Consider the following 18,048-nt stretch of genomic DNA (forward strand, 5'->3'; position numbering starts at 1 on the left):
GTGCGGCTATTCCCGGCTCGGAGACGAAGCGGAGAAATAACCCGCTGGTATCCGCCGTTAGGCTCGGAGACGAGATGAGTACGCCCACCCGCACCCATGACCTGCGCGCGCGCCTGTCCGCCCTGATGCTCCGGGACGAGCGGCGCCTGCGCCGCCGCATCGACGGCCTCGGGAAGATCAAGCAACCCCACGTCAGGGACGCCCGGGTCGCGGAGATCGAGGAGGAGATCGACAAGGCCGCGCGACGCGTGGCGGCCCGCGCCGCGTCCGTGCCGAAGATCACCTACCCGAACGAGCTGCCCATCAGCCAGCGGCGGGACGAGATCCGCAAGGCCATCGAGGAAAACCAGGTCGTGATCGTGGCCGGCGAGACCGGCTCGGGCAAGACCACACAGCTGCCGAAGATCTGCCTCGAGCTGGGCCGCGGCGTCCGCGGCCTGATCGGCCACACCCAGCCGCGCCGCATCGCCGCGCGGACGGTCGCCGAACGGATCTCCGACGAACTCGACGTGCCGCTGGGCGACGCGGTCGGCTGGAAGGTCCGGTTCACCGACCAGGTCAGCGACAGGACCCACGTCAAGCTCATGACCGACGGCATCCTGCTCGCCGAGCTGCAGTCCGACCGGATGCTGCGCCAGTACGACACGCTGATCATCGACGAGGCGCACGAACGCAGCCTCAACATCGACTTCATCCTCGGCTACCTCAAGCGCCTCCTGCCGCGACGGCCCGACCTCAAGGTGATCATCACCTCGGCCACCATCGACCCGGAGCGGTTCGCCAGGCACTTCGACACCGGCGACGGGCCCGCCCCGATCGTCGAGGTCTCCGGCCGGACGTACCCGGTCGAGGTGCGTTATCGCCCGATCGTCGACCCCGACGACCCGGACGCCGATCCGGAGCGGGACCAGACGCAGGCGATCCTCGACGCGGTCGACGAGCTGTCCGCCGAGGGACCGGGCGACGTCCTCGTGTTCCTGTCCGGCGAGCGGGAGATCCGCGACACCACGGACGCGCTGGTCGCGCTGGACAAACCCGGGCTGGAGATCCTGCCGCTGTACGCCCGGCTGTCCGCGGGCGAGCAACGCAGGGTGTTCCAGCGACATCGCGGGCGCCGCGTCGTGCTGGCCACGAACGTCGCCGAAACGTCACTGACCGTGCCCGGCATCAAGTACGTCATCGACCCCGGCTTCGCGCGGATCTCCCGGTACAGCAACCGGTTGAAGGTCCAGCGGCTGCCGATCGAGAAGATCTCCCAGGCCTCCGCGAACCAGCGCAAGGGCCGCTGCGGCCGGACCTCGGACGGCATCTGCATCCGCCTCTACGCCGAGGACGACTTCGACGCGCGGCCCGAGTTCACCGACCCGGAGATCCTGCGGACCAACCTCGCGTCGGTCATCCTGCAGATGGCGGCCGCCGACCTCGGTGACATCGCGGAGTTCCCGTTCGTCGAGCCACCCGACCGCCGCCACATCACCGACGGCATGAACCTGCTGCACGAGCTCGGTGCGCTGGAGACGTCCACGAAGGACACCACGCCGCGCCTGACCCCGTTGGGGCGCAACCTGTCCCGCCTGCCGGTCGACCCGCGCCTGGCCCGCATGGTCATCGAGGCCGACAGGAACGGGTGCGTCACCGAGGTCACGGTCATCGCCGCCGCGCTGTCCATCCAGGACCCCCGCGAACGGCCGGCCGACAAACAGTCCCAGGCCGACCAGATGCACGCCCGGTTCCGGGACCCGGAGTCGGACTTCATGTCCTACCTCAAACTCTGGGACTACCTGACCGAGCAGAAACGCGACATGTCGGGCAACCGGTTCCGCAGGCTGTGCCGCGCCGAGTACCTGAACTACCTGCGCGTCCGTGAGTGGCAGGACGTCGCTGGGCAGCTCAAGCAGATGGCGAAGAGCCTGGACGTCACCCCCAACGACGCGCCCGCCCCCGCCAAACAGGTGCACATGTCGCTGTTGTCCGGGCTGCTGTCGCACATCGGCCTGAAGGACGTCAAGGAGTCCAAGCACGACTACCTGGGGGCTCGCAACGCGCGGTTCGGCATCTTCCCCGGCTCGGCCCTGTTCAAGAAGCAGCCGCGCTGGATCATGGCCGCGGAGCTGGTCGAGACGACCAGGCTGTGGGGTCGGATCGTCGCGAAGATCGAACCCGAGTGGATCGAGCCGCTCGCGGGGCACCTGGTGCGCCGCACCTACAGCGAACCGCGCTGGGAGAAGAAGCGCGGCGCGGTGATGGCGTCCGAGCGGGTCACGTTGTTCGGCGTGCCGATCGTGGTCGACCGCGCGGTGAACTTCGGCCGGATCGACCCGCCGGTGGCGCGCGAGCTGTTCATCCGGCACGCGCTGGTGCAGGGGGAGTGGGACAGCAGGCACCGGTTCCTCAAACAGAACGCCGCACTGCTGGACGAGGTCGAGGAGCTGGAGCACAAGGCGCGGCGCCGCGACATCGTGGTCGACGAGGAGACGTTGTTCGCGTTCTACGACGAGCGCGTCGGCCAGGACGTCGTCTCCGGCCGGCACTTCGACACCTGGTGGAAGAAGACCAGGGAGTCGAAGCCGGACCTGCTGACGTTCACCCGCGACCTGCTGGTGAACCCGGACGTCGGCGTCAGCCCGGAGGACTACCCCGACGCCGTTCGCTCGGGCGGTGTCAAGCTGCCCCTGACCTACCGGTTCGAGCCGGGCGAGGCGACCGACGGCGTGACGGTGCGGGTGCCACTGCCACTGCTGAACCGGGTGAGCGCCGACGGACTGCCGTGGCAGGTGCCCGGCATGCGCAACGAACTGGTGACCGCGCTGATCCGGTCACTGCCCAAACCGCTGCGCCGCAACTTCGTGCCGGTGCCGGACTACGTGGCCGCCGTGCTGGACCGGCTGGGCCCGGAACCCACCGTGGACGACGTCGGTGCCGTGCTGCGTGAGCTCACCGGCGTCGTCGTGCCACCGGACGCGTGGCAGCTCGACCAGGTGCCGCAGCACCTGAAGACGACGTTCCAGGTGGTCGAGGAGTCCGACGGCAAGCCCATCGTGCAGGGCAAGGACCTCGGCGCGCTGAAGCGGGAGCTGGCCGACCGCGTGCGTGAGTCGCTGGCGACCGGCGCGGAGGGCATCACCAGATCGGGCCTGACGTCGTGGGACTTCGGTGACGACGCAGGGGAACTGCCGAAGTCGGTGTCACTGCGTCGTGCCGGACAGCAGGTGACGGCGTACCCGGCGCTGGTCGACGAGGGCGCCTCGGTGGCCATACGCCTGTTCGACAACCAGCGTGAGCAGGCGGCCGCGATGTGGCGCGGCACCCGCAAGCTCGTGCTGCTGACCGTGCCGAACCCGGTGAAGCAGGTCGTGCGCCGGCTGGACAACGCGACGAAGCTGGCCCTGTCGGCGAACCCGCACGGCAGTGTGCCCGGGCTGCTGGAGGACTGCCTCAACTGCGCGGCCGACCACCTGGTCGAGCGGGCGGGCGGTCCGGCATGGACAGCGGACGCGTTCCGGTCGCTGTGCGACAAGGTGCGTGCCGACCTGCACGACGTGCTGTACGACGTGCTGGGCAGGACCCGCGGCGCGCTGGCGGTCAACGCGACGCTGGATGCCGCCCTGTCCAGGATGACGGGCAAGGTGTTCGCCGAGTCGGTGGCGGACATGCACGCGCAGCGCGACGCGCTCGTGTTCAACGGTTTCGTGACCGCGACCGGGTACCCCCACCTGTCCGATGTGGAGCGTTACCTGAACGGCATCCTGCGCCGCATCGACAAGCTCCCGGAACGCCCGGCCCGTGACGCCGACTGGGCGTACGCGGTGCAGGGCGTGTGGGAGGCCTACGAGGAGGCCAGGGAGCAACTCGGCCCCGACGACCCCACGCTGCGCGAGGTGCGCTGGATGATCGAGGAACTGCGGATCAGCTACTTCGCGCAGACCCTCAGGACCGCGTACCCGGTCTCGGAGAAACGCATCTACCGCGCCATCGACGACGCCCTCGGCTACTAGCTGAAGGGTGTCTCCGGACGTTCCTGCGGTTCGCCGTCGATGACGAGGTCAACCTTCTCGTTGTAGAAGCACGCCATCCCGGCGATCTTCTGGCTCTCCGGCACCGGCGTGCGGTAGATCCACACGACGTCGGAGTGCTCGCCGACGCTCCAGTACGACGCCGTCCCCTTGTACGGGCAGGACGTCGTGGTCGTCGACGGGCGCAGCAGGTCCATCCGGACGTCGGACAGGGGCAGGTAGTACCGCGGTGGCAGGGAGGTCTCGAACAGGATCCTCGGCTGCCGCGACGACGCGACCGTCTCCCCGTCGATCCGCACCTCCACGTGCCGTGAGCTGGCGAGGATGTCGACCCGCTTGTACGGGTCGCGCGGGTGCACGTAGATCGGCTCGTCCTCCTCCAGCCACTCGTCCATGGCGGAGAACTCGAGCCGCACCAGGTCGCCGTCGCGGCGGGCGGCGCCCGGGATCGTGACGTCACCGGCCACGACGTCACCGGACGGCGTGACGGTCGCGAGCACGTCCGCCGACGGCAGGTAGTACGTCGGGTAGTACGGGACCTCCCACACCAGTACAGGTGACTTGCTGTCCGCGACCAGCTGCCCACCCGCGTACACCCGGACCCGTTTCGGACTCACCTCTGTGCGCATGCCGCCTCCAACGTTCGCTCCGCATGCTCCGTTCCGCAGAAATTACTCTGGACCTGGAGCGCGCTCCACGTACCACGATGAGCAGACATGAACACACGACGACTGGGAGATCGCCAGGTCAGCGCGCTGGGCTTCGGGTGCTGGGCCATCGGTGGCCCGTTCTCCGACACGGCAGGCAAACCACTCGGCTGGGGTGAGGTCGACGACGACGAGTCGATTGCCGCCGTGCACACGGCGCTGGACCTCGGCGTCACGTTCTTCGACACCGCCGACGTCTACGGCGCGGGCCGCAGCGAGCGGGTGCTCGGACGGGCACTCGGGAAGCACCGCGACGAGGTGGTCGTCGCCAGCAAGTGGGGGAACGTGTTCGACGAGGACACGAAGGTGCTCACCGGCACCGACAACTCCGTCGAATACATGCGTACCGCCATCCGGGCCACCCTCACCCGTCTCGGCACCGACCACCTCGACCTCTACCAGCTCCACACGTCACCGTCCGTCGCCGACGCCGAGGCGCTCGCCGACGCGGCGGAGGAGCTGGTGAAGGACGGGCTCATCCGCGGGTTCGCGTGGAGCACCGACGACCTCGAACGGGCCGCGGCCTGGGCGGGCAGGCCCGGCTACGTCGCCGTCCAGCACGAGTGCAGCGTGTTGCACGACGCGCCGGAGCTCCTCGACCTGTGCGCGCGGCACGACCTCGCGAGCGTCAACCGCACCCCGCTCGCCATGGGCCTGCTCGGCAGAAGGGACAGCAGCAGGCCCGCGACCGCCGCGGACATCCGCTCGGCCGCACCCGAGTGGCTGCGGTTCTTCTCCGACGGAGTGCCGACCGCCGAGTGGGCGGCCACCGTGGACAGCGTGCGCGACATCCTCACCAGCGACGGCCGCACGTTGGCGCAGGGCGCGTTGGCCTGGCTGTGGGCACGCAGCGAGCGGACCATCCCGATCCCCGGGTTCCGCGACGTCACCCAGGCGGCGGACAACGCGGGCGCGCTCGCCCACGGCCCGCTGCGGCCGGACCAGATGACCGAGATCGACCGGCTACTGCACGGGTGAGTCGGGCGGCGGGACCTCGTACACCCGCGATCGCTCCACGTCGGCGACGCCCGGCACGGTCGACAGGGAGGCCAGCGCCTCCCCGTCGACCGTGCCGGTCACGACGCCGGCACTCTCGAGCACCTCGCTCACCCGCAGGCCCGCGGCCCGCAGGGCGTCCACCACCGTGGACATGTCGTCGACCTGGTCGTCGGCCACCGAGATGACCACCTGCTCGTCCGCCACCAGGCCTCCTCGATGTGCTAGGGCGCTTGGACCAATCCTGCCCCAACGTCGGTGCCCGGCAAAGGAAGTCGTCGCGACAGCTGCGACAGCCGCGCCCACAGCTCCAGCCCACGTGCGCCGGTGGCCTGCGCGATGAGCGCCGCGACACCGGCCGCGTGCGGGGTCGCCATGCTGGTGCCGGAGATCCGCTTGTACCGCAGCGGCACCGGCCAGCTGGAGTAGACGTCGACGCCGGGCCCGGTCAGGTCGACGGCGCCGATCGTGTCCACCGTCCCGCACGAGAACCACGCCATCTTCCGCGCCACGTCGATCGCGCTGACCGCCATGATCGACGGGCAGTTCGCCGGGTGCCCGACGGGGTTGATCCGGCCGACCCGCCGGTCGCTCTCGTTGCCCGCCGCGGCGATGATCAGCGTGCCCTTCTGCAGCGCCCGCGTCGCGACCCGCTCGTACGTGCGGGAGAACGCCTGGCCCTTCTCGGTCGGCGCGCCGAGCGACATCGACACGACCGCGCACCCGTTGGTGATGGCCCAGTCGATGCCGGACAGGATGCCGCCGTCAGCGCCGGAGCCCTCGTTGCTCAGCACCTTGCCCACGTAGATGTCCGATTTGTACGCCACCCCGTAGCCGGGACCGCTGTCGAGCTCGCGCGGCCCGCACGACGTGCCGATGCAGTGTGTGCCGTGCCCGTGGCCGTCCTGCACCTCCTCGCCCTGGACGAACGACGCCGACACCACGGTCCGGTCGGCGAAGTCCGGGTGCTTCAGGTCGAACCCGGTGTCCAGGACCGCCAGCTTGATGCCCTCGCCGGTGGCGGTGCTGTTCGGCGCGCCCGTGGCCTGCAGGCCCCAGGTGAACAGCGTCTCGTCGACCGTGGGTGCCTCCGCGTCCGTCGAAGGCGCGGTGGGTTCGATGGCCTGCACGTAGCGCTCCGGTTCGATCAACGCGATCGGGCCCGGTTCGTCCACCGCCCTCGCCAGCGCGGTGACCTGCTCCTCGTCGGCGTTGACCAGCGCCACGCCCAGTTCGCTCATCAGAAGACCGTCCGCCTCCCAGAGCGCGGACGGCTCGCCGTCGGCCGTGTCCGCGGTGCGGATGCCGGCCACCCGGTTGAGCTCGCTCGTCGCGTCGGTCCAGTCGTCCTCCAGCAGGACAAGGTACCGTCCCGTCGTCCCGTCTGCAGCCGTTGTCATGGCCGCCACCTTCTTCTCGTTCGCTCGGCTCGCGTACTAGGTACGTCGCACGCCGATGACGGGGTGTAACGGGCGTCACATGATCCGTCCGTCCGGTCCGGTTCCACGGGAGACGTTTATCGTCGAAAGCATGCAGAGCTGGCCATCCACCCAGGTGCCCCGCGTTCCCGGCACCCCCCGTCCGCTGCGGCTGTACGACACCGCGGCCGGCGAGATCCGCCCGACGGCGCCCGGTCCGACCGCGACCATGTACGTCTGCGGCATCACCCCGTACGACGCCACCCACCTCGGGCACGCGGCGACCTACCTGGCGTTCGACCTGGTGCACCGGCAGTGGCTCGACAACGGCCACGAGGTGCACTACGTGCAGAACGTCACCGACGTGGACGACCCGCTGCTGGAGCGCGCCGAGCGCGACAAGGACGACTGGGTCGTGCTGGCGATGCGCGAGACGGCGCTGTTCCGTGAGGACATGACGGCGCTGCGGGTGCTGCCGCCGAAGGACTACATCGGCGCGGTGGAGTCGATCCCGGAGATCGTGGAGACGGTCGGCAAGCTGCTCGCCGCGGGCGTCGCCTACCGGGTCGACGACGCGGAGTACCCCGACATCTACTACTCGCACCTGGCCTCCGGCCGGTTCGGCACGGTGTCGAACTACTCGCCCGAACAGATGGCCACCTACTTCGCCGAGCGGGGCGGCGACCCCGACCGGCCCGGCAAGCGGCACCCGCTCGACGCGCTGCTCTGGCGTGCCGCGCGGCCGGGCGAGCCGAGCTGGGAGAGCGAGCTGGGGCCCGGCAGGCCCGGTTGGCACGTCGAGTGCAGCGTCATCGCGCTGAACCGGCTCGGCATGGGCTTCGACGTGCAGGGCGGCGGGTCGGACCTGATCTTCCCGCACCACGAGTTCAGCGCCGCGCACGCGGAGGCGCTGACCGGCGAGCACCCGTTCGCCCGGCACTACTCGCACGCCGGGATGATCGGGCTGCACGGCGAGAAGATGTCCAAGTCGCGCGGAAACCTCGTGTTCGTGTCCCGCCTGCGTGCCGACCAGGTCGACCCGATGGCGATCCGGCTCGGACTGCTGTCCGGCCACTACCGCGCCGACCGGCCGTGGACCGACGAGGTGCTGTCGACCGCGCAGGACCGGCTGGCGCGCTGGCGTGCCGCGGTGTCGCTGGCCGCCGCGCCGCCCGCCGGGGACCTGGTGGACCGGCTGCGGACGCACCTGGCGAACGACCTGGACACCCCGGCCGCCCTGGCCGCGGTCGACGCGTGGGCCGACGAGGCGCTGTCGACCGGCGGGGCGGACGAGAACAGCGGCGCGCTGGTGCGCACCGCGGTGGACGCGCTGCTCGGCGTCCTGCTCTGACCGTGGTGGGGGGGGGGGGGGGGCCGGCGCGCGCCGGGGGGGCGTGCGTGTAGATCGAGGGAGCGAAGGTCGCCGACGCCGAAAATCCCCAACCGGGCCCCGCTCCGGCCGGGGCCGGCGCGCCCCCGGGCCGGCCCGGGGGGGGGGGGGGGGCCGCCGGGGGGGGGGGGGGCCCCCCCCCCCCGCCGGCCCCCCCACCACTCAGACCGCGACGACCGTCACCATCTCGTCGAGCCCGGCGAAGTCGTCGACGTTGCGGGTGTACAGGGGCAGCCCACGCGACGAAGCGATGGCGGCGATCATCAGGTCGAGCCGACGTGGTTTGGGGTCCCGCTTGGCTTCAAGTGTCAGGGCAACGAGTGAGCCGTAGCGGGTCGCGGCCTCGGCGTCGAACGGCAGCGGATCGAAATCGACTATCGCGACGCCCAGCTTTTCGGCACGAGCTGCCCGAACGGCCGCGTTCTTCGCCATCGCAACACCCTGGTGCAATTCGGCCATCGTGATCGCGGTGATGTCCGGGATCGACGGCAGCGTGGCGGCGTCGAGTTCACCGAGATCGATGTAGGTGCAGGTGTCGAGGACACCCCACTCGTGACGGTCAGCCACGAGGACGCTCCCAGGGATCATCAACGTCCACGCGATCCTCGGCGCCGAAGAACTCGTCGGCGTCCCGTCGCATCCGGGCGTAGTCCACCCTGGGCAGCTTCCGGTGGCGCTCTGTCAGCTCTTCAGCGCTCAATCGACGCCTACGGGAAACAGGACGCAGCTCGGCGACCGTCACCCCGTTCCGGGTGACGTGATAGGTCTCCCCGGCCTCTACCGCGTCCATGATCGCCGCGGAGTTGTTCCGGAACTCTCGTTGGCTGATGACCTTCATGACAGGAGTGTAGCCAGGTGTAGCACATGGGGCTACATCACCGTCGTACCGCGGCGTAGCCCCTGCTCAGCAGGGCCACCGGTGCGGTCGCAGCCAGCAGCACGGCCGGGACCAGGAAGCCGAGCACCGTGGAGTGGTGGTAGATCGGCGTGAACGCGAGCGGGGCCGCCGCCGCGCCGATGAACCGGAACGCCTGGACGACCGACACGGCGCCCGCCGGGTTGTGGTCGCTGGTCAATACGAGCGTATTGAGACCGACCTGGACGAACTGGGCGCAGAAGCCACCGAGCGCCCACAGCACCCCGACCGCGCCAACCCACGGCACCACGCCGATCAACGCCACCGGCACCGCGCCCGCGACGGCGCCGACCAGCGCGCCCCTGCGGCCGCCGACGCGTTCGACGATCCGGCCCACCAGCCCCGCCGTGAGCATGCCGACCACACCGAACGCGGTGAGCAGCAGCCCGCGCTGGCCCGAGGTCAGGCCGAAGCCGTCGTCGGTGCGGTACGCCACCAGGAACGTCAGACCGCCGAGGCACCCCCAGCCCACGAACGCCACCGCGGCCGCCCGCATCACCTCCGGGCGCCACGCCGACCGCAGGCGCACCCGCTCCGGCTCGGCACCCTCACGCACCTCGTGCGGCACGCCGATCAGCGCCAGCACCACCGCCGCCACGCCGACCCCGACGAACGCCAGCCGCCACGTCGCCTCCGCGGCGAGCCCGCCGACCAGCGGGCCGCTCGTCTGCCCGGCCGCCTGCAGCGACGCGAACAACCCGAGCGACCGGGACAGCCGGTCACGTGGCGTGGTGGCGGCGAGTGTCGCCAGCAGCAGGGGAGTGGTGAACGCGTTCGCGATGCCCTGGACGGCGCGGCCCGCGAGCAGCACCGGGAACGCGGTGGCCACCACACACAGCGCCGACCCCGCGAACGACACCACGTAGGCGCCCAGCACGCTGCGCCGCCTGCCCCAGCGGGCGCCGAGCGTGCCGGAGAACAGCATGAACGCGGCGAACGGCACCAGGTAGGCGGTGATGGTGGCCGAGGCGACCGACGTCGACACGTCGAAGTCGGCACCCAGTTCGGGCAGCATCGACGCGGTGACGCCGCCGCCGAACGGTCCCAGGAACCCGCCGGCGTGCAGCCCGGCACGGGCGATCCGGTCGCGATCGAGCAAGCCCACCAGGTCAGACGCCGGATTGGCCCCGGCCGGGGCCCGGCCTGCGTCGCCGCAGGTAGCGCTCGAACTCGGCGGCGATCGCGTCGCCGCTGGTCTCGTTCAGCGCGAGATCGGCGTCGCCGCGTTCCTCGAGGGCGCGGACGTAGTTGCGGACGTCCTCGTCCTCCTCGGCCATCTCGCTGACCGTGCGCTGCCACTCCTCGGCCTGGTCGGGCAGGTCGCCGAGCGGGACCTCCAGGTCGAGGACCTCCTCGACGCGGTGCAGGAGCGCGAGCGTGGCCTTCGGCGACGGCGGCTGCGACACGTAGTGCGGCACCGCGGCCCAGATCGAGATCGCGGGCACCCCGGCCTGCACGCACGCGTCCTGCAGCACGCCGACGATGCCGGTCGGGCCCTCGTACCGGGAACGTTCCAGACCGAAGCGGGCCGCCGACGCCGCGTCGTACGCGGTGCCGGTCACGGGCACCGGCCGGGTGTGGGGCGTGTCGGCGAGCAGCGCACCGAGCGTGATCACCGTGCTGATGCCCAGGCCGTCGATCTGCTCGAGCAGCTCCCCGCAGAACTTGCGCCACCGCATGTTCGGCTCGATGCCGTGCATGAGGACGACGTCTCTGCTCGCACCGGGAGGCCGGCACACCGACAGCCGCGTGGTCGGCCACTCGACCCGGCGCGTCACCCCGTCGACCATGCGGACGGTGGGGCGCGTGACCTGGAAGTCGTAGTAGTCGTCCGGGTCGACCTCGGAGAGCGCGGTGGCCTCCCAGGTCAGCTGCAGGTGTTCGATGGCCGCCGTCGCGGCGTCGCCCGCGTCGTTCCACCCTTCGAAGGCACAGATCATCACTGGCTCGACGAGCGGTTCGCCGGCTGGGACGTCGGGTGCGGTCGGCTGCTGGTCCGGATCGGTCACCGGGCAAGCCTACGGCCCGAGGGCCGCTCCCGGAGATCGTAGGCTGGTTGACATGCCAGCCGAGACCGAACCGAGGTCCGCCGACCGCCCGGCCGCCGTCCTGTGGGACCTGGACGGCACCATTCTCGATTCAGAGAAGCTCTGGGACATCCCGCTGTACGAGCTGACCGAGAAGCTCGGTGGCCGGCTGTCCACGGCGACCAGGCAGGCGATGGTCGGCACCAACGTCATGGTGACCCTGCGGCTGCTGTATGCCGAGGTCGGCATCCCCGACCCGGCGCCGGAGCAGGTCGCGGACAGCGCCGCCTGGATCGACCGCCGCATGGCCGAGGTGTTCCACGGCGACCTCCCGTGGCGCCCCGGCGCGGCCGAGGCGCTGGCGGCGGTGCGGGCGGCCGGGTTGCGGACCGCGCTCGTCACGTCCACCGAACGTGACCTCGTCGAGATCGCGCTGGACACGATCGGGCGAGACAACTTCGACGTCACCGTCTGTGGCGACGAGGTCGACGGCAAGAACAAACCGCTGCCCGAGCCGTACCTGAAGGCGTGCCGCCTGCTCGACGTCGACCCGGCGGACTGCGTCGCGGTCGAGGACTCACCGACCGGCGTGTCGTCGGCGGTGGCGGCCGGTACGACCGTGCTGGTCGTGCCGTGCGAGGTGGACGTCGACCCGGGGGAGCGGCGGGTGTTCCGCACGTCGCTCGAGGGCCTCACGGTGGCCGACCTCACGGCCCTGATGGGCTGACCCGAAAGTGGGTTGGGCGGTGATGGCAGGATCAACGTCGTGAAGACGTTCGACGAGCTGTTCGCCGAACTCCGCGACCGGGCGGTCAACCGCCCCGAGGGCTCCGGCACTGTCGCCGCGCTCGACGCGGGGGTCCATGCGCAGGGCAAGAAGGTGCTCGAAGAGGCCGGCGAGGTGTGGATCGCCGCCGAACACGAGTCCGACGACCGCCTTGCCGAAGAGGTGTCCCAGCTGCTGTACCGCGTGCAGGTGCTGATGCTGGGCCGCGGCCTCACCCTCGACGACGTCTACCGGCACCTCTGAGCAAGGCTTGCCGGAGCGACCACCACTGCTGAGGAGTTCGCCCATGTTGCGGGTTGCCGTGCCGAACAAGGGTGCGCTTGCCGCACCCGCCGCCGAGATGCTGGCCGAGGCGGGCTACCGGAAACGCCATGACCAGCGCGACCTGACCGTGCTCGACCCGGCGAACGACGTCGAGTTCTTCTTCCTCCGGCCCAAGGACATCCCGATCTACGTGGGCTCCGGCGAGCTGGACCTGGGCATCACCGGCCGCGACCAGGCGCTGGAGTCCGCGGCCCCGGTCGCCGAGCGGCTGCCGCTGGGCTTCGGCGGCTCGACGTTCCGCTACGCCGCGCCCGCGGGCACCGACTGGAAGATCGACGACCTTGCGGGCAAGCGCCTCGCCACGTCGTACCCGAACCTGGTCAGGCAGGACCTGGCGAACCGCGGCATCGACGCGACGGTCATCCGCCTCGACGGCGCGGTGGAGATCTCGGTGCAGCTGGGCGTCGCCGACGCGGTCGCCGACGTCGTCGACTCCGGTCGCACCCTCCGCCAGCACAACCTGGTCGTGTTCGGCGACCCGATCTGCAAGTCGGAGGCGGTCCTCGTGCACGGCACGAACGCGCCGGACTCGGCGGCGAAGGAGCAGCTCGCGGGGCGGTTGCAGGGTGTGGTCTTCGCGCAGCAGTACATGATGCTGGACTACGACTGCCCGAAGTCCCTGCTCGACGAGGCCATCACGGTCACGCCGGGGCTGGAGTCGCCGACCGTGGCGCCGCTCGCGTCGCCGGAATGGGTGGCCGTGCGCGCGATGGTGCCGCGCAAGGAAGCGAACGCGGTGATGGACAAGCTGGCCGCGTTGGGCGCGCGGGCCGTCCTGGCGTCGGACATCCGCTCCTGCCGCCTCTGACGGGTTCTCGGACCGTCGGGCCTACTGGGGCCGGATCAGCAGCGCCTGCGCACCACGCCCCACCGCCCCGCTCCGGTCGTGCAGCACGGACACCGCCGTCCCGAAGCCGTCCGGGCCGATGGCCGTCCCGGCGTCCAACGCGATCCACTCGCCGACCGGTTCGCGGTACAGGTGCACCGTCAACTCCGAGTTGATGAACAGCCACTTCCGCGGGTCGAGCAGGCTCGACACCCCGTTCCCGGAGTCGGCCACCGTCAGCACGCGCTGCAGACCCGACGGTTCCTCGTCGCCGACCAGCGGCACCCGCTGCCGCGCCCACACCGTCGCCGGGCCCGGTTCACCGAGGGAGCCCGCGAGGCTCCGCCACTCCATGACGTCCAGGTAGCCGGGGTGCCAGCCCTCCGGGCGGGTCATCACGCGGCCCTCCGAGGGCGGCGCGAGCGGCTCGTCGATCGTCGACGCGACCGCGCTCGTGTCCGACCGCACGATGCGCCAGGCCCTGGCCCGGACCGCCACCCGGCCGTCGGCGGACAGCTCCGCGCTCAGCAGCTCCACCGAGCGGCCGGGACGGTCGACGGCCGCGGTGACCGACAGCTCGGCCACCGGGACCGGGCCCAGGATCTCGACGGTCACGCGCGCGATCGTCATCGGCACGGCGGACGGCAGCCGCTCCATCGCGCGCACCAGCAACGCCGACGGCGGGCCGAGGTGCTGGGTGTGCGACGACCACGGGCCCGTGGTGTGCACAGTGGACTGGTAGCGGTCGTCGCCCAGTGGTTCGTAGAACATTCAGTCCGCCCTGTCCACAACGGACTCGTCGCCCGCGTCGGGTTCCGGCCAGCCCGGGTACTCGGGCGGTGTGCCGCCGAACTCCGGGCACAGCGCCTGGTGCGAGCACCAGTCGCACAGCCTGCTCTTGTTCGGTCGGAAGTCACCTGACCTGCCCGCGCGCAGGATCGCCTGCCACACCGCGTCCAGGGTCCGTTCGAAGCGCAGCAGCTCCGCCTCGTCCGGGGTGTAGCGCAGGGACTGCCGGTCCGCCAGGTACATCAGCCACAGCTGCTTGGGCACCACGCCACGCAGCCGCCACAGCACGAGCGCGTAGAACTTCATCTGGAACAGCGCCTTCGCCTCGCCGATCTCGCGCGGCGCCGTGCCGGTCTTGTAGTCGACGACGCGGATCTCACCGGTCGGGGCGACGTCGAGCCGGTCGATGTAGCCGCGCAGCAGCACCCCGGACGGCAGCTCCGTCTCCACGAGCAGCTCGCGTGCCTCCGGATCCAGGCGGCGCGGGTCCTCCAGCGTGAAGTACCCGTCGATCAACTGTGCCGCCGACTCCAGCCAGTGGTCCTGGCTGTCGTCGGTGGGGAACAGGTCGGCCAGCTCCTGCCGTTCGTCCCGCAGCCGCGCCCACACCGGGCCGAGCAGCGCGTGCGCCCGGTCGGGCACCCGCTCGGCCGCCGGCAACGCGAACAGCTCCTCCAGCACGGCGTGCACGACGATCCCGCGCACCTGCGCGACCGTCGGCGTCTCCGGCAGCCGGTCCACCGCACGGAACCGGTAGAGCAGGGGACACTGCTTGAAGTCACCGGCCCGCGACGGCGACAGCGCGGGCCGCCGCGGCAGCGGCACGTCCTCCTCGACGATCGCGGCAGGGGTTTCCGTCATGACCATGACCCTAGGCCGTACCACCGACAATTCCGGGCAGGGTCGGCTCCCGGTGTCCCTCACACGGCTTTCCCACACGTTTCCCCTTAGTCTGCTTCGCATGACCTACGGACCGGACTGGGCCGAACGTGACGGTGGCCTGCTGCTGTTCCGGTTCCGCGGGGTGCCCGTGCTCCTGTCCCCGTCGTGGTGGATCGGGTCGGTCGCGATCGTCGTGCTCTACGCGCCCCTGGTCGAACGCTTCCTGCCGAACGCGGACGCGGTCGTCTCCATCTCGCTCGCCGCGGCGTTCGCGGTGCTGCTCGGCGTCTCGGTGCTCGCGCACGAGCTGGGCCACTGCGTGGTCGCGCTGCAACTGGGCATCCCGGTGCGCAGGCTGCGGTTGTTCCTGCTCGGCGGGCTCGCCGAGATCAGCAGAACGCCGCGCAAACCGGCGCAGGAAGGCCTGATCGCCGCCGCCGGACCCGCCGTGTCCGCGGTACTGGCCGGGCTGTGCGGCGTCCTGTTGGTGTTCATGCCGTCCGAGGGCCCGATCTGGCTGCTCGTGCTCGAGTGCGCGGTCGCCAACGTGGCCGTCGCCGTCTTCAACATCCTCCCCGGCCTGCCGCTGGACGGTGGCCGCCTGCTGCGGGCCGGTGTCTGGGCGGTGTCGGGAGAGCGGGGGATCGGCACCCGCGCCGCGGTCGTCGGCGGCTGGCTGGTCGCCGGGCTGCTGATGCTGTGGGCGCTGTGGGGGCTCGCCAACGAGAGCCCAGACCGCTGGCTGCGGCTCGGCGTGTGCGCGCTCACCGCCTGGTTCGTCGTGTCCGGCGCGCGGGGTGAACTCGCCGCCGACCAGCGCAGGAACTGGCCGGACGGGCTCGCGCTCGCCGACCTGGTGCGCCCGATCCTGCAGCTGCCCGCCGAGAGCCCGGTGGCCGACGCGCTCAGCGCCGCCGCCGGGCGGGGAGTGGTGCTGGTGCGTGCGGACGGGGTCGCGGCCGGTCTGCTGGACCCGGTCGCCGCCGAACGCCTGGCCGAGCGGTCACCGATGGCACCGGCCGAGCAGGCCGCCGAACCGATCCGGCCCGAGTCGGTGCTCCTGGACTCCGAGTCCGGGGAGGACATCGCGGAACGGGTCGCGGAGACCGCGGCCTGGCAGTTCCTGGTGGTCAACGAGGAGGGCAGGCCCGCGGGCGTGCTCCACCGGGACGACCTACGGGCCAGTCTCACGCCGCGTCATCGTTATTAGGCGCCGTTCCTGTGGTGGTGTCCTGAAAGACGCCTTCGGGACGTTGAGTGTCCCGAAAGCGTCTTTCAGGCATGTGGCGATCGGTTAGTTGCTGCTCTTCGGGATCGGGTTCGGGATGGTGCCGTCGTTGGCCGAGGTCGGGGCGTCGCCGCTGGTCTCCTCGCCGCCGGAGCTGCCCGACTGGTTGGTGAGGCCGCAGACGACCCAGTTGCCGTCCTCCTTCTGGACCTCCAGCTGCAACGGGTCGCGCTCCTCGCCGCCGCGCTTCTGCGTCATCTCGAAGGTGGCGCCTTCGCCCTCCTCCTTGAAGTTGCTGACGGCGAACGTCACCGCGGGCGGCTTCTCGGACGCGTCGTCGTCCTTCTTCGCCTCCTGCAGCTCCTTGTCCAGCTCCGTGAAGTCGGTCGCGCACATCAGCGGCTTGACCTTGTCCAGCGAGACGTCGGCGGGCGCCTTGCTGACCGCGGCACCCAGTTCCTTGACGAACGCGTCGGCGGTCGCGCGCGGGCTGTCCTCGCCACCGCCGCCGCCGGTGCCGCCGTCGTCCCTGATCAGGAAGTACCACGCGGCGAAGCCGCCGCCGGCCACGAGCAGCGCCACGATCACGAGCGTGACGACCAGTCCGGTCTTCTTCTTCGGCGGCGGAGCGGCCGGGTAGCCGGGCTGCTGACCCCACTGCGGAGCGCCGTACTGCGGTTGCTGCCCGTACTGCGGCTGTTGCTGACCGTACGGGTTCTGCTGGCCGTAGGGGTCCTGTGGACCGTATGGGCCGGGCTGCTGCGGTGGGTAGGTCATGATCTCCCCTGATGATCACGGGTGGGCTGGCGGTGGTCAGGGTAATGCCGGTCCCCGACGAACCGACCGCGCGGGTCTGCGACTATCTCGCGGTCGGGTATCGGCACGGACGAGATGGAGCGGGATTCGGGTGACGGAGGTCAGGGCGAGCGGGCCGTTTCGAGTGGGCGACCGGGTACAGCTCACCGATCCGAAAGGACGGCACTACACGCTCGTGCTCGCGGAGGGCGAGCAGTACCACACCCACCGTGGCGCGGTGGCCCACGACGACCTCATCGGACAGCCGGAGGGCTCGGTCGTCACGTCCGTCGGTGGCACCGGCTACCTCGCGCTGCGGCCCCGCCTGGCCGACTACGTGCTGTCCATGCCGCGCGGTGCGCAGGTGATCTACCCGAAGGACGCCGGGCAGATCGTGATGTGGGGCGACATCTTCCCGGGCGCCCGGGTGCTCGAGGCCGGTGCCGGGTCCGGGGCGCTCACCTGCTCGCTGCTGCGCGCGGTGGGCCCGGAGGGGCAGGTGGTCTCGTACGAGGTGCGCGACGACCACGCCGTGCACGCGGTCCGCAACGTGACCTCGTTCTTCGGGGAGGAACCCAAGAACTGGGACCTGCGGGTCCGTGACCTCGCCACCCACGAGGGCGAGGTCGACCGCGTCATCCTGGACATGCTCTCGCCCGAGGAGGTGCTGCCGACGGTGGCCGCGAACCTCATCCCGGGCGGGGTGCTCGTGGTGTACGTGGCGACGACGACACAGCTGTCGCGGGTCACCGAGGCACTGCGCGAACAGCAGTGCTGGACCGAACCGGAGGCATGGGAGACGCTCATGCGGCCGTGGCACGTGGTCGGCCTCGCCGTGCGGCCGGAGCACCGCATGCAGGCGCACACGGCGTTCCTGCTGACCGCCCGCAGGCTCGCCGACGGAGTGGTGACGCCGAAACCGCAGCGCCGCGGCCGCCAGCCCTGACCGG

At 71.0% G+C, this 18,048-nt stretch carries 18 protein-coding genes; 8 read left to right on the forward strand and 10 right to left on the reverse strand.

Annotated features, from left to right (window positions below):
• The first annotated feature begins 74 nt into the window (after window positions 1–74).
• Entirely contained in the window at window positions 75–3,995 is a 3,921-nt protein-coding gene (gene hrpA / locus ACIBVP_RS02165; protein WP_396104108.1) for an ATP-dependent RNA helicase HrpA, read from the forward strand.
• On the opposite strand, the gene ACIBVP_RS02170 is transcribed toward hrpA, so the two are convergent.
• On the reverse strand, window positions 3,992–4,642 hold the full coding sequence (locus ACIBVP_RS02170; protein WP_396104109.1) for a DUF427 domain-containing protein: 651 nt from the start codon (window positions 4,640–4,642) through the stop codon (window positions 3,992–3,994). The two genes, hrpA and ACIBVP_RS02170, sit on opposite strands and share 4 nt — an antisense overlap.
• Before the next feature lie 87 nt (window positions 4,643–4,729).
• On the opposite strand from ACIBVP_RS02170, the gene ACIBVP_RS02175 reads away from it, so the two are divergent.
• Window positions 4,730–5,698: an aldo/keto reductase gene (locus ACIBVP_RS02175; RefSeq protein ID WP_396104110.1), complete on the forward strand. Its 969-nt coding sequence runs from the start codon at window positions 4,730–4,732 to the stop codon at window positions 5,696–5,698.
• On the opposite strand, the gene ACIBVP_RS02180 is transcribed toward ACIBVP_RS02175, so the two are convergent.
• Window positions 5,684–5,923, reverse strand: a complete 240-nt coding sequence (locus tag ACIBVP_RS02180) for a hypothetical protein (protein WP_396104111.1) — start codon at window positions 5,921–5,923, stop codon at window positions 5,684–5,686. The two genes, ACIBVP_RS02175 and ACIBVP_RS02180, sit on opposite strands and share 15 nt — an antisense overlap.
• A 17-nt stretch (window positions 5,924–5,940) precedes the next feature.
• Window positions 5,941–7,116 carry a S8 family peptidase gene (locus ACIBVP_RS02185; protein ID WP_396104112.1) on the reverse strand — a complete coding sequence of 392 codons (1,176 nt, stop codon included), beginning with the start codon at window positions 7,114–7,116 and terminating at the stop codon, window positions 5,941–5,943.
• 130 nt (window positions 7,117–7,246) lie between these two features.
• Here ACIBVP_RS02185 and mshC point away from each other — a divergent pair, with 130 nt between their 5' ends.
• Window positions 7,247–8,485: a cysteine--1-D-myo-inosityl 2-amino-2-deoxy-alpha-D-glucopyranoside ligase gene (gene mshC, locus ACIBVP_RS02190; protein WP_396104113.1), complete on the forward strand. Its 1,239-nt coding sequence runs from the start codon at window positions 7,247–7,249 to the stop codon at window positions 8,483–8,485.
• 201 nt (window positions 8,486–8,686) lie between these two features.
• Here the strand turns inward: mshC and ACIBVP_RS02195 are convergent, their stop codons facing one another.
• Genes ACIBVP_RS02195 through ACIBVP_RS02210 form a run of 4 tightly spaced genes read right to left on the reverse strand, consistent with a single transcriptional unit; the run spans window position 8,687 to window position 11,449 of the window.
• The gene (locus tag ACIBVP_RS02195; protein ID WP_396104114.1) at window positions 8,687–9,091 is read right to left on the reverse strand and encodes a type II toxin-antitoxin system VapC family toxin; all 405 of its coding nucleotides are present in this window, start codon (window positions 9,089–9,091) and stop codon (window positions 8,687–8,689) included.
• Window positions 9,084–9,362, reverse strand: a complete 279-nt coding sequence (locus tag ACIBVP_RS02200) for a type II toxin-antitoxin system Phd/YefM family antitoxin (RefSeq protein WP_396104115.1) — start codon at window positions 9,360–9,362, stop codon at window positions 9,084–9,086. The genes ACIBVP_RS02195 and ACIBVP_RS02200 overlap by 8 nt, the downstream gene beginning before the upstream one ends.
• A 37-nt stretch (window positions 9,363–9,399) precedes the next feature.
• Window positions 9,400–10,539: an MFS transporter gene (locus tag ACIBVP_RS02205; RefSeq protein ID WP_396104116.1), complete on the reverse strand. Its 1,140-nt coding sequence runs from the start codon at window positions 10,537–10,539 to the stop codon at window positions 9,400–9,402.
• Between the two features lie 10 nt (window positions 10,540–10,549).
• A complete protein-coding gene (locus ACIBVP_RS02210; protein ID WP_396104117.1) occupies window positions 10,550–11,449 on the reverse strand; it encodes a PAC2 family protein in 900 nt (299 codons plus the stop codon).
• A 52-nt stretch (window positions 11,450–11,501) separates the two neighbouring features.
• Between ACIBVP_RS02210 and ACIBVP_RS02215 the strand changes: the two genes are divergently transcribed.
• The 3 genes from ACIBVP_RS02215 to hisG are packed head-to-tail and all read left to right on the forward strand — an operon-like array spanning window position 11,502 to window position 13,386.
• Entirely contained in the window at window positions 11,502–12,194 is a 693-nt protein-coding gene (locus ACIBVP_RS02215; RefSeq protein ID WP_396104118.1) for an HAD family hydrolase, read from the forward strand.
• Between the two features lie 39 nt (window positions 12,195–12,233).
• The gene (locus ACIBVP_RS02220; protein WP_396104119.1) at window positions 12,234–12,497 is read left to right on the forward strand and encodes a phosphoribosyl-ATP diphosphatase; all 264 of its coding nucleotides are present in this window, start codon (window positions 12,234–12,236) and stop codon (window positions 12,495–12,497) included.
• Between the two features lie 43 nt (window positions 12,498–12,540).
• Window positions 12,541–13,386 (forward strand): ATP phosphoribosyltransferase, encoded by an 846-nt coding sequence (gene hisG, locus ACIBVP_RS02225; protein ID WP_396104120.1) that lies wholly within the window; start codon window positions 12,541–12,543, stop codon window positions 13,384–13,386.
• Window positions 13,387–13,407: 21 nt separating this feature from the next.
• Here the strand turns inward: hisG and ACIBVP_RS02230 are convergent, their stop codons facing one another.
• Entirely contained in the window at window positions 13,408–14,175 is a 768-nt protein-coding gene (locus ACIBVP_RS02230; RefSeq protein WP_396104121.1) for a thioesterase family protein, read from the reverse strand.
• Window positions 14,176–15,060: a RecB family exonuclease gene (locus ACIBVP_RS02235; protein ID WP_396104122.1), complete on the reverse strand. Its 885-nt coding sequence runs from the start codon at window positions 15,058–15,060 to the stop codon at window positions 14,176–14,178.
• Window positions 15,061–15,154: 94 nt separating this feature from the next.
• Here ACIBVP_RS02235 and ACIBVP_RS02240 point away from each other — a divergent pair, with 94 nt between their 5' ends.
• Window positions 15,155–16,285 carry a M50 family metallopeptidase gene (locus ACIBVP_RS02240; protein ID WP_396104123.1) on the forward strand — a complete coding sequence of 377 codons (1,131 nt, stop codon included), beginning with the start codon at window positions 15,155–15,157 and terminating at the stop codon, window positions 16,283–16,285.
• Window positions 16,286–16,369: 84 nt separating this feature from the next.
• Here the strand turns inward: ACIBVP_RS02240 and ACIBVP_RS02245 are convergent, their stop codons facing one another.
• The gene (locus ACIBVP_RS02245) at window positions 16,370–17,080 is read right to left on the reverse strand and encodes a hypothetical protein (RefSeq protein ID WP_396104124.1); all 711 of its coding nucleotides are present in this window, start codon (window positions 17,078–17,080) and stop codon (window positions 16,370–16,372) included.
• Window positions 17,081–17,210: 130 nt separating this feature from the next.
• Here ACIBVP_RS02245 and ACIBVP_RS02250 point away from each other — a divergent pair, with 130 nt between their 5' ends.
• Window positions 17,211–18,044, forward strand: a complete 834-nt coding sequence (locus ACIBVP_RS02250) for a tRNA (adenine-N1)-methyltransferase (RefSeq protein WP_396104125.1) — start codon at window positions 17,211–17,213, stop codon at window positions 18,042–18,044.
• The last annotated feature ends 4 nt before the right edge of the window (window positions 18,045–18,048 follow it).

Origin of the sequence: Actinophytocola sp. NPDC049390 (assembly GCF_044466355.1) — a bacterium.
Classification (GTDB): domain Bacteria; phylum Actinomycetota; class Actinomycetes; order Mycobacteriales; family Pseudonocardiaceae; genus Actinophytocola.